Source organism: Enterobacter cloacae complex sp. 394F7 (assembly GCF_057320385.1).
Map to the genome: position 1 here is coordinate 57051 of NZ_JBXWCS010000019.1, position 11634 is coordinate 68684.

Sequence of the window (11634 nt, forward strand, 5' to 3'; positions counted from 1 at the left end):
AGCCGCCCGTCAGGGCGGTTGTCATATGGGGAATTGCATGTTTGATATTGGACTTAACCTGACCAGTTCACAGTTTGCGAAAGATCGCGACGACGTCGTGGCGCGCGCGTTTGCCGCCGGCGTAAAAGGGCTGCTGCTGACAGGCACCAACCTGCATGAAAGCGAGCAGGCGCAACAGCTGGCCCAACGCTACGATCGCTGCTGGTCTACGGCGGGCGTGCATCCTCATGACAGCAGCCAGTGGACGTCGGAGAGCGCTGAAATCATTCACAGGCTGGCGAAAACTGCCGAAGTGGTGGCTATCGGGGAATGTGGGCTCGATTTCAACCGTAATTTTTCCACCCCTGCCGAGCAGGAAAAAGCGTTTACGGCGCAACTTGCCCTGGCGGCCGAGCTTGAAATGCCGGTGTTTATGCACTGTCGCGACGCGCATGAGCGCTTCCTCGCGCTGCTGGATCCCTGGCTGGATAAACTGCCAGGCGCGGTGCTGCACTGTTTTACCGGTTCACGTCAGGAGGCGCTGGACTGTCTGGATCGTGGGCTTTATTTGGGGATTACCGGCTGGGTGTGCGATGAACGCCGCGGGCTGGAGCTTCGTGAACTGTTGCCGGTGATCCCGGCCGACCAGTTGCTCTTCGAAACCGACGCGCCTTATTTATTGCCGCGTGATATGAAACCAAAACCGGCATCGCGACGTAACGAACCGGCGTGGCTGGGGCATATTGTCACGAGCGTGGCGCAGTGGCGCGGAGAGGATCCGCACGGGTTATCTACGCAGACGGATGACAACGTGCGTCGCCTGTTTGGCATTGATTTTTAAACTTTGCGGAAGTCGGTGTTTTTCACGCTTTGTAGCACCTGCTTATTAAGCAGATTGAGCAATAACATGGAGCGTGCTTCACCGTCCGGCTCGGCGAAAATCGCCTGCAGGCCTTCGAAGGCACCTTCGGTGATGACGACACTGTCTCCCGCGTACGGGGTTTCCGGGTCGGTAATATCTTCAGGTTGTTGATAAACCGAAAGCTGATGGATCACCGTCGACGGCACCGTTGCCGGGTGCGCACCAAAACGAACAAAATGGCTGACGCCGCGCGTGGCGCTGATGGTGGTGGTGTGGATCACTTCCGGGTCGAATTCCACGAACAAATAGTTCGGAAATAGCGGCTCACTGACGGTTGTGCGCTTCCCGCGCTGCATTTTTTCAAGCGTGATCACGGGTGTCAGGCAATTTACAGACTGACGTTCTAAATGTTCCTGCGCGCGCTGAAGTTGCCCGCGTTTGCAATACAGTAAATACCAGGCCTGCATAATCACTCTTTCCCTTAGTTTCGGGCGCAAGCATATCAAAACCCTGGCGGGATCGCTAAGTTGATTATAATGGCCGAAAAGGGAACAGGATGCAGAAGTTCACGCTAATTTAACAAAATTACAGCATCACGCAGGCTTACGCCGTATAATGAAGCGCTTACAGAGAGGCCATGATTAACTGCATGAAATACCACGATCTCCGCGACTTCCTGACGCTGCTGGAAAAGCAGGGCGAACTCAAACGCATTACGCTTCCTGTCGATCCTTATCTGGAAATGACAGAAATTGCTGACCGCACCCTGCGTGCCGGTGGCCCGGCGCTTCTGTTTGAAAACCCGAAGGGTTATTCAATGCCGGTGCTGTGCAACCTGTTTGGAACCCCTCGCCGTGTGGCGTTGGGCATGGGCCAGGAGGACGTCACAGCGTTACGTGAAGTGGGTAAACTGCTGGCGTTTCTGAAAGAGCCGGAGCCACCGAAAGGCTTCCGCGATCTGTTCGACAAGCTGCCGCAGTTTAAGCAGGTGCTGAACATGCCAACCAAACGTCTGCGCGGCGCGCCGTGCCAGCAGAAAGTGCTGGAAGGGGATGCGGTAGATCTGACCAAAATCCCGATCATGCAGTGCTGGCCTGAAGATGCCGCGCCACTCATTACGTGGGGGCTCACCGTCACACGCGGGCCGCATAAAGAGCGTCAAAATCTGGGTATTTACCGCCAGCAGCTGATTGGCAAGAATAAGCTCATCATGCGCTGGCTGTCGCATCGCGGCGGCGCGCTGGATTTCCAGGAGTGGTGTGCTGCACACCCGGGCGAGCGTTTTCCGGTCTCAGTTGCGTTAGGGGCCGACCCCGCCACCATTCTGGGCGCGGTAACGCCAGTGCCGGATACACTCTCTGAATATGCCTTTGCAGGACTGCTGCGTGGCACCAAAACGGAAGTCGTGAAGTGTATCTCTAACGACCTCGAAGTGCCCGCGAGTGCAGAGATTGTCCTGGAAGGTTACATTGAACAGGGCGAGCTGGCACCCGAAGGCCCGTACGGTGACCACACGGGCTATTATAACGAAGTGGATAACTTCCCGGTGTTTACCGTCACGCACATTACCCAGCGTGAAGATGCGATTTATCACTCCACCTATACCGGACGTCCACCGGATGAACCTGCAGTACTGGGTGTGGCGCTGAATGAAGTGTTTGTGCCGATCCTGCAAAAGCAGTTCCCGGAAATTGTTGATTTCTATCTGCCGCCGGAAGGATGCTCGTATCGCCTGGCGGTGGTCACAATGAAGAAGCAGTATCCTGGTCACGCTAAACGCGTGATGATGGGCGTATGGTCTTTCCTGCGCCAGTTTATGTATACCAAATTTGTGATTGTCTGCGATGATGACGTTAACGCCCGCGACTGGAATGATGTTATCTGGGCCATTACCACGCGAATGGATCCGGCGCGCGATACGGTGTTAGTGGAAAACACGCCGATAGATTATCTGGATTTTGCCTCGCCGGTCTCCGGTCTTGGCTCAAAAATGGGACTGGATGCCACAAATAAATGGCCTGGCGAAACCGACCGTGAATGGGGTCGCCCGATCAAGAAAGATCCTGCTGTGACCGCGCGAATTGACGCGATCTGGGACGAACTGGCCATAATGAATAACGGTAAACCGCAGGCTGACCGTTAAGCCCTATAGACTTCCCGACAGAGAGAGCGAATGACAACCTTAAGCTGTAAAGTGACCTCGGTAGATGCTATCACCGACACCGTATATCGCGTCCGTTTAGTGCCTGAAGCGGCATTCTCTTTCCGTGCTGGTCAGTACCTGATGGTCGTGATGGATGAACGTGATAAGCGTCCTTTCTCTATGGCCTCAACGCCAGCGGAGCAGGAATTTATTGAGCTTCATATTGGTGCGTCAGAGCTTAACCTGTATGCGATGGCGGTGATGGATCGGATCCTGAAGGAACGCGAAATCGTAGTGGATATTCCACACGGTGAAGCGTGGCTGCGCGATGATGAAGACCGTCCGCTGATCCTGATTGCCGGTGGTACAGGCTTCTCCTACGTGCGCTCTATTCTGTTGACGGCCCTGGCGCGTAACCCGAACCGTGATATCACTATCTACTGGGGTGGCCGCGAAGAGAAACATCTCTACGATCTCTCTGAGCTTGAAGCGCTGAGCGTTAACCATCCCCACCTGCGTGTTGAACCGGTGGTTGAGCAGCCGGAAGAGGGCTGGCGTGGGCGTAGCGGCACAGTGCTGACGGCGGTACTGCAGGATCATGGCACGCTGGCAGGGCACGATATCTATATCGCTGGCCGCTTTGAGATGGCGAAAATTGCCCGTGACCTGTTCTGTAACGAACGTGATGCGCGTGAAGATCGTCTGTTTGGCGATGCTTTTGCGTTTATCTAAATAAAAAACCCGCCCCTGACAGGCGGGAAGAACGGCAACTAAACTGTCTCTCTTCGCAAATGGCGTCACTTGCGGCGAGGTACCTCTCGTAGGCCGGGAAAGCGCAGCGCCTCCCGGCAAAAGCCCGATGGCGCGACGCTTATCGGGCCTACGTTATAGCCTTACACTCTCTCAAACACCGTTGCGATACCCTGACCCAACCCAATACACATCGTTGCCAGACCAAACTGCGCGTCTTTGCGTTCCATCAGGTTAATCAGCGTTGTGCTGATACGCGCCCCGGAGCAGCCCAGCGGGTGACCGAGGGCGATCGCGCCGCCGTTGAGGTTAATTTTCTCGTCGATCTGCTCCATCAGCCCCAGATCTTTAATGCACGGCAGGATCTGCGCGGCGAAGGCTTCGTTCATCTCGAACACGTCGATATCACTGGTGGTCAATCCCGCTTTCTTCAGCGCCAGCTTCGAGGCCGGAACCGGGCCGTAACCCATGATAGAAGGATCGCAGCCTACCACCGCCATTGAGCGCACCCGGGCGCGAGGCGTTAACCCCAGCTCGCGGGCGCGGCTTTCGCTCATTACCAGCATCGCGGCCGCTCCGTCAGACAGCGCCGACGAGGTACCTGCCGTGACCGTACCGGTGACCGGGTCAAACGCCGGACGCAGGGTGGATAGCGCTTCAACGGTGGTTTCCGGGCGGATCACTTCGTCGTAGCTGAACTGCTTCAGAACGCCATCAGCATCATGGCCGCCGGTCGGGATGATCTCATTCTTAAACGCGCCGGATTGCGTGGCGGTCCATGCACGAGCATGAGAACGCGCGGCGAAGGTATCCTGCATTTCACGGCTAATTCCGTGCAGGCGGGACAGCATTTCAGCGGTCAGGCCCATCATTCCTGCGGCTTTCGCTACGTTACGGCTCATGCCCGGGTGGAAATCGACCCCGTGGCTCATTGGCACATGACCCATGTGCTCCACGCCGCCGACCAGGCAGGCCTGCGCGTCACCGGTCATGATCATACGCGCCGCATCATGCAGTGCCTGCATTGAGGAGCCGCACAGACGGTTGACGGTAACTGCCGGCACCGAATGTGGGATCTCCGCCAGCAGCGAAGCATTGCGGGCGATATTGAAGCCCTGCTCAAGCGTCTGTTGCACACAGCCCCAGTAGATATCGTCGAGCGCAGCCGGGTCCAGCGCCGGATTGCGCGCCAGCAGGCTACGCATCAGGTGCGCTGAGAGATCCTCTGCACGCACGTTACGGAATGCGCCGCCTTTTGAACGGCCCATCGGGGTGCGAATCGCATCAACAATGACAACCTTTTCCATTGTGACTCCTTAAGCCGTTTTCAGCTCGCCAACCGGACGGGCTGGCTCAACTGCTGGGTAATAGGATTCGTTATGGCGCGCTTTATTACGCAGCCCTTCCGGCACGTCATACAGCGGGCCGAGGTGCTGATACTGCTGCACCATATCGAGATAGCGGGCGCTGCCGAGCGTATCCAGCCAGCGGAACGCGCCGCCGTGGAACGGAGGGAAGCCCAGGCCATAGACCAGCGCCATATCGGCTTCTGCCGGACTGGCGATAATGCCTTCTTCCAGGCAACGCACCACTTCGTTGATCATCGGAATCATCATCCGGGCGATGATTTCATCGTCCGTGAAGTCACGTTTTGGCTGGCTAACCCCGGCCAGCAGGCTATCCACCGCCGGATCTTCTTCTTTCTTCGGTTTGCCTTTGCTGTCTTCTTTATAGCGCCAGAAGCCCAGACCGTTTTTCTGACCAAAGCGGTTGGCGTCAAACAGGGCGTCAATCGCATCGCGATAATCTTTCTGCATGCGCTGTGGGAAGCCCGCCGCCATAACCGCTTGCGCGTGATGCGCGGTATCAATGCCAACCACATCCAGCAGATACGCCGGCCCCATCGGCCAGCCGAACTGTTTTTCCATCACTTTGTCGACTTTGCGGAAGTCCGCGCCGTCGCGCAGCAGCTGGCTGAAACCCGCGAAGTAAGGGAACAGTACGCGGTTGACGAAGAAGCCCGGGCAGTCGTTGACCACGATCGGGGTTTTGCCCATCTTGCTGGCCCACGCCACCACTTTTGCGATGGTGTCGTCAGAGGTTTTTTCACCGCGGATCACTTCGACCAGTGGCATACGGTGCACCGGGTTGAAGAAATGCATTCCGCAGAAGTTTTCCGGGCGCTTCAGGACGCTTGCCAGCTCGCTAATCGGAATCGTCGAGGTGTTAGAGGCCAGTACGGTCTCCGGACGCACTTTCTCTTCCGTTTCGGCCAGCACCGCTTTCTTCACTTTCGGGTTCTCTACCACGGCCTCAACCACCACATCGACGCGGTCAAAACCGGTGTATTCCAGTACGGGCTGGATAGTGGAGATCACGCCTGAGAGTTTCAGACCGTCAATTTTGCCGCGTTCCAGCTGTTTATTGAGCAGCTTGGCCGCTTCGGTCATCCCCAGCGTCAGGGATTTCTCGCTGATGTCTTTCATCACCACCGGCACGCCCTTCCAGGCAGACTGGTAAGCGATGCCGCCGCCCATAATGCCTGCGCCAAGTACCGCCGCATGTTTTGGCGTCTCAACGTTTTTCGTCAGTTGTTTTGCTTTGCCTTTCACGAACTGATCGTTGAGGAAGATGCCAACCAGCGCGCGGGCTTCATTGGTGTGTGCCAGCGGGACAAAGCTCTGGTTTTCGAGTTTCAGGGCTTCGTCACGGCCAAAGCGGGCTGCGGCTTCGATGGTTTTCACCGCCGTGATCGGCGCCGGGTAGTGTTTACCCGCCGTCTGCATCACCATGCCCTTGGCGATGGTGAAACTCATGGCTGCTTCAATCTTGCTGAGCTTTAACGGCTCCAGTTTCGGCTGGCGTTTGGCCTTCCAGTCGAGATCGCCGTTAATGGCCTGACGCAGAATGGCGAGGGAGCCTTCAATCAGTTTTTCTGGCTTCACGACGCCATCAACCAGGCCGATTTTTTGCGCCTGCTCTGCGCCAACATCTTTACCTGCGGCAATAATTTCCAGCGCGCTGTCGGCACCCAGCATGCGCGGCATACGTACGGAGCCGCCAAAGCCCGGCATAATGCCCAGTTTGGTTTCCGGCAGGCCGATGCGCAGGTCCGGCGTGGCGAGGCGGTAGTCGGTGGCCAGCACGCATTCACAGCCGCCGCCCAGCGCGTAGCCGTTAACGGCGGAAAGGGTCGGGACAGGCAGATCTTCCAGACGATTAAAGACGCTGTTGGCAAAGTGCAGCCACTGGCTCAGCTGTTCTTCAGGCACCAGGAACAGTGAAAGAAATTCGGTGATATCGGCACCAACAATAAAGGCCGCTTTGTTCGAGCGCAGCAGCAGCCCCTTTAAATCAGTTTGTTTTTCAAGTACATCCAGCGCCTGGCCAAGACTGGCCACCGTCGCGGTATCAAGCTTGTTGACTGAGCCGGGGGCATCGAACACCAGTTCGGCAATGCCATCTTCCAGCCAGTTGAGGTACAGGGTGTCGCCTTTGTAGAGCATGTCAGTCTCCTGAATCCAGCAAGTGGATCTGGTCATACCAGATGAGTCGGAGTGTGGGATTTATGTTAATAAAATGCAAATTACTCATTAAGAAATTGCTGCATTGATCACGGTCGGTGGAAATCACGCAGCCGGAGACAGGTGTGCTAAGATGCGAGGACTTGAGGTCAAAAAAACGAAAGGAAGAATGATGGACTCACTGGCTTCGCTTTATAAAAATCATATCGTTACCCTACAGGAACGTACCCGTGATGTACTCGCCCGCTTTAAGCTGGATGCGCTGTTAATCCACTCCGGCGAGCTGATGAATACCTTTCTGGACGACCATGCGTATCCGTTTAAAGTTAACCCGCAGTTTAAGGCCTGGGTGCCGGTAACCCAGGTGCCAAATTGCTGGTTGCTGGTGGATGGCGTGAACAAGCCGAAACTGTGGTTCTATCTGCCTGTCGATTACTGGCACAACGTTGAGCCACTGCCGACCAGCTTCTGGACAGAAGAAGTGGACGTCATGGCTTTACCAAAAGCCGACGGTATTGGCAGCCAGTTGCCTGCCGCGCGTGGCAATATTGCCTACATTGGCCCGGTCCCGGAGCGTGCGCTGGGTCTGGATATCCCGGCAGACAAACTCAACCCGAAAGGGGTGCTGGATTTCCTGCACTATTACCGCGCGTATAAAACCGACTACGAACTTTACTGCATGCGTGAAGCGCAAAAAACGGCGGTGAATGGTCACCGTGCAGCGCATGAAGCGTTCCAGTCCGGTATGAGCGAGTTCGATATCAATCAGGCGTACCTCACCGCGACCGGTCACCGTGACACCGATGTGCCTTACAGCAACATTGTCGCTCTGAATGAGCATGCCTCTGTGCTGCATTACACCAAACTGGATCACCATGTGCCGTCTGAGATACGCAGCTTCCTGCTGGACGCAGGCGCAGAGTACAACGGCTACGCGGCTGACCTGACCCGTACCTGGGCGGCCAATGCGGATACCGATTTTGCGCATCTGATTAAAGACGTTAACGATGAGCAACTGGCGCTTATCAGCACCATGAAAGCCGGAACCAGCTATGTGGATTACCATATCCAGTTCCATCAGCGCATCGCTAAACTGCTGCGTAAACACCAGATCGTGAAAGACATGAGCGAAGAGGCGATGGTCGAAAACGATCTGACCGGACCCTTTATGCCGCACGGTATCGGCCACCCGCTGGGTCTGCAGGTTCATGATGTTGCGGGCTTTATGCAGGATGATACCGGCACGCACCTCGCCGCGCCGTCTAAATATCCTTACCTGCGCTGCACGCGTATCCTTGAGCCGCGCATGGTGCTGACCATCGAGCCGGGGATCTACTTTATCGAATCGCTGTTAGCGCCATGGCGCGAAGGTCAGTTCAGCAAGCACTTCAACTGGGAAAAAATTGACGCGCTGAAGCCGTTTGGCGGTATTCGTATCGAAGATAACGTCGTGATTCATGAGAACGGTATCGAGAATATGACGCGAGACCTGAAGCTGGCCTGATGGAAAGTTGGCTGATACCGGCTGAGCCGGTCACCTTTGTTGAAGAAATCAAGAAAAGCCGCTTTATTACGCTGCTGGCACACACCGATGGCGTAGAGGCGGCAAAGGCGTTTGTTGAGTCTGTCCGCGCTGCGCATCCCGACGCCCGTCACCACTGCGTGGCGTGGGTCGCCGGGCCGCCAGACGATTCGCAGCAGCTGGGTTTTTCTGATGACGGTGAACCGGCGGGTACTGCCGGTAAACCTATGCTTTCCCAGCTCATGGGCAGTGGCGTGGGTGAAATCACCGCCGTGGTTGTTCGCTACTACGGCGGCATTTTATTAGGTACCGGTGGGCTGGTGAAAGCGTATGGCGGGGGCGTACAGCAGGCGCTTAATATGTTGGTCACCACCCGCAAAACGCCACTCACCGAATATACTTTGTTGTGCGACTACGCTCAGCTATCGGGTGTCGAAGCGCTGCTTAAACAGTTTAACGGTGTAATTGCACACAGTGATTACCAGGCAATGGTGCAATTGCGCGTGGCGCTTCCTCAGGCTGAACAGGCTGCTTTTTCGGCAAAACTGGCGGATTTTAGTCGCGGTTCGTTGCAATTGCTGCCGATTGAAGAATAATCCCCACCTCACTTTTTGAATACCAAAGGAAGCGGCAGAGATGCATTTTCGTGCCATAACCCGAATCGTTGGACTGCTGGTCATACTTTTTTCCGGGACAATGATTCTCCCAGGTCTGGTGGCGCTTATCTACCGGGACGGCGCGGGGCGGGCATTTACCCAGACCTTCTTTGTTGCGCTGGCGATTGGCTCGCTGCTGTGGTGGCCAAACCGTCGTCAGAAAGGTGAGCTGAAATCACGTGAAGGGTTTCTGATTGTGGTGCTGTTCTGGACGGTGCTGGGAAGCGTCGGTTCGCTGCCCTTTATCTTCTCTGAACAGCCCAATCTGAGCATCACGGATGCCTTTTTTGAATCCTTCTCCGGCTTAACGACTACCGGCGCGACTACGCTGGTTGGGCTGGATTCATTACCCCACGCCATTCTCTTTTATCGCCAGATGCTGCAATGGTTCGGTGGTATGGGGATCATTGTTCTGGCGGTTGCCATCCTTCCTATCCTGGGCGTCGGGGGCATGCAGTTGTACAGGGCAGAAATGCCGGGGCCACTGAAAGATAACAAGATGCGCCCGCGTATTGCCGAGACGGCGAAGACCCTGTGGCTGATTTATGTTTTACTGACCGTTGCCTGTGCGCTGGCGCTGTGGTTTGCCGGTATGCCCGCGTTCGATGCCATCGGGCACAGCTTTGCGACAATCGCCATCGGCGGGTTCTCTACCCACGATGCCAGCGTGGGCTACTTTGATAGTCCAACGATCAACACCATTATTGCTATTTTCCTGCTGATCTCCGGCTGTAACTACGGTCTACACTTCTCATTACTCAGCGGACGTAGCCTGAAGGTGTACTGGCGCGACCCGGAGTTCCGTATGTTTATTGGCGTCCAGCTCACGCTGGTGGTCATCTGTACGCTGGTGCTCTGGTTCCATGATGTCTATAACTCGGCGTTGACCACGCTAAACCAGGCGTTCTTCCAGGTGGTGTCGATGGCGACAACCGCAGGTTTTACCACGGACAGCATTGCGCGCTGGCCGCTGTTCCTGCCTGTGCTGCTGCTGTGCTCGGCATTTATTGGTGGTTGCGCAGGGTCGACGGGCGGTGGCCTGAAGGTGATTCGTATTCTGCTGCTCTTCAAGCAGGGGAACCGTGAATTAAAACGCCTGGTTCACCCGAATGCAGTCTATAGCATCAAGCTGGGCAACCGTGCCCTGCCGGAACGTATTCTCGAAGCGGTGTGGGGATTCTTCTCGGCGTATGCCCTGGTCTTTATCGTCAGTATGCTGGCAATCATCGCGACGGGGGTGGATGATTTCTCTGCCTTTGCGTCCGTTGTGGCAACACTTAATAACCTCGGGCCTGGCCTGGGGGTCGTGGCGGATAACTTTGCCAGTATGAACCCGGTCGCGAAATGGATCCTAATCGCCAATATGCTGTTTGGGCGTCTTGAGGTCTTTACGCTGCTGGTGCTGTTCACCCCAACATTCTGGCGCGAGTAAGGAGTCGTCGGTGAAAACACTTATTCTATTCTCTACGCGAGACGGGCAAACGCGTGAGATTGCCTCTTATCTGGCTTCTGAACTACAAGAGCTGGGCATTTACTCTGATGTGGTGAACCTGAACCGTACGGAGCAAATCGCCTGGCAGGATTACGACCGCGTGGTGATTGGGGCGTCTATCCGTTACGGGCATTTCCATCCTGCGCTGGATCGCTTTGTGAAAAAGCATACGGCAGCGCTCAATAAGCTGCCCGGGGCGTTCTACTCGGTCAATCTGGTGGCCCGCAAACCTGAAAAGCGTACACCGCAGACCAACAGCTACACGCGCAAGTTTTTGCTGAATTCGCCGTGGCAGCCAGACGTGTGTGCCGTCTTTGCAGGGGCGCTGCGTTATCCCCGCTATCGCTGGTATGACCGCTTTATGATTCGGCTGATTATGAAAATGACCGGCGGTGAAACCGATACGCGTAAAGAAGTGGTTTATACCGACTGGACGCAGGTGAGCAGTTTTGCCCGGGAAATCGCGCATTTATCACCCGAATCGCGGCGTATTTAAGCGTGGAGTTTGAAAAGTGAGCGAACGAAAAGTTTTTTGTATTTTGTGCTTGTCACTTCAGAATAACTCCCTATAATGCGCCTCCACTGACACGGAACAACGGCACGCACGCCGCCGGGTCAGCAGAGAAAAGCAAATTAAACGCTTGACTCTGAAGCGGGAAAGCGTAATATGCACACCCCGCGCCGCAGCGAAAACGAAGCGGCACTG

The 11634-nt window shown here is 55.7% G+C and carries 10 protein-coding genes; 7 read left to right on the forward strand and 3 right to left on the reverse strand.

Annotation, left to right across the window (positions count from 1 at the left end; all coding sequences use genetic code 11):
* The first annotated feature begins 37 nt into the window (after positions 1-37).
* The gene (gene tatD / locus AC2FAK_RS21480; RefSeq protein ID WP_058680740.1) at positions 38-820 is read left to right on the forward strand and encodes a 3'-5' ssDNA/RNA exonuclease TatD; all 783 of its coding nucleotides are present in this window, start codon (positions 38-40) and stop codon (positions 818-820) included.
* Here tatD and rfaH read toward each other — a convergent pair.
* Complete coding sequence (rfaH, locus tag AC2FAK_RS21485; protein ID WP_013099234.1) at positions 817-1308, reverse strand: transcription/translation regulatory transformer protein RfaH; 492 nt, start codon at positions 1306-1308, stop codon at positions 817-819. The two genes, tatD and rfaH, sit on opposite strands and share 4 nt — an antisense overlap.
* A gap of 173 nt (positions 1309-1481) precedes the next feature.
* On the opposite strand from rfaH, the gene ubiD reads away from it, so the two are divergent.
* Both ubiD and fre read left to right on the forward strand, forming a co-directional pair.
* Positions 1482-2984, forward strand: a complete 1503-nt coding sequence (gene ubiD, locus AC2FAK_RS21490; protein WP_161496900.1) for a 4-hydroxy-3-polyprenylbenzoate decarboxylase — start codon at positions 1482-1484, stop codon at positions 2982-2984.
* Positions 2985-3014: 30 nt separating this feature from the next.
* Positions 3015-3716 carry an NAD(P)H-flavin reductase gene (gene fre, locus AC2FAK_RS21495; protein ID WP_095455728.1) on the forward strand — a complete coding sequence of 234 codons (702 nt, stop codon included), beginning with the start codon at positions 3015-3017 and terminating at the stop codon, positions 3714-3716.
* 161 nt (positions 3717-3877) lie between these two features.
* On the opposite strand, the gene fadA is transcribed toward fre, so the two are convergent.
* Complete coding sequence (gene fadA, locus AC2FAK_RS21500) at positions 3878-5041, reverse strand: acetyl-CoA C-acyltransferase FadA (RefSeq protein WP_095455729.1); 1164 nt, start codon at positions 5039-5041, stop codon at positions 3878-3880.
* 9 nt (positions 5042-5050) lie between these two features.
* The gene (fadB, locus tag AC2FAK_RS21505) at positions 5051-7240 is read right to left on the reverse strand and encodes a fatty acid oxidation complex subunit alpha FadB (RefSeq protein WP_013099230.1); all 2190 of its coding nucleotides are present in this window, start codon (positions 7238-7240) and stop codon (positions 5051-5053) included.
* Between the two features lie 190 nt (positions 7241-7430).
* Here fadB and pepQ point away from each other — a divergent pair, with 190 nt between their 5' ends.
* Genes pepQ through hemG form a run of 4 tightly spaced genes read left to right on the forward strand, consistent with a single transcriptional unit; the run spans position 7431 to position 11424 of the window.
* On the forward strand, positions 7431-8762 hold the full coding sequence (gene pepQ / locus AC2FAK_RS21510; RefSeq protein ID WP_095453788.1) for a Xaa-Pro dipeptidase: 1332 nt from the start codon (positions 7431-7433) through the stop codon (positions 8760-8762).
* Positions 8762-9376, forward strand: coding sequence for an IMPACT family protein (locus AC2FAK_RS21515; protein ID WP_013099228.1), 615 nt, complete (start codon positions 8762-8764; stop codon positions 9374-9376). The genes pepQ and AC2FAK_RS21515 overlap by 1 nt, the downstream gene beginning before the upstream one ends.
* Before the next feature lie 40 nt (positions 9377-9416).
* Positions 9417-10868 (forward strand): Trk system potassium transporter TrkH, encoded by a 1452-nt coding sequence (trkH, locus tag AC2FAK_RS21520; protein WP_013099227.1) that lies wholly within the window; start codon positions 9417-9419, stop codon positions 10866-10868.
* Between the two features lie 10 nt (positions 10869-10878).
* Complete coding sequence (hemG, locus tag AC2FAK_RS21525) at positions 10879-11424, forward strand: menaquinone-dependent protoporphyrinogen IX dehydrogenase (RefSeq protein WP_048972348.1); 546 nt, start codon at positions 10879-10881, stop codon at positions 11422-11424.
* Positions 11425-11634: the final 210 nt, after the last annotated feature.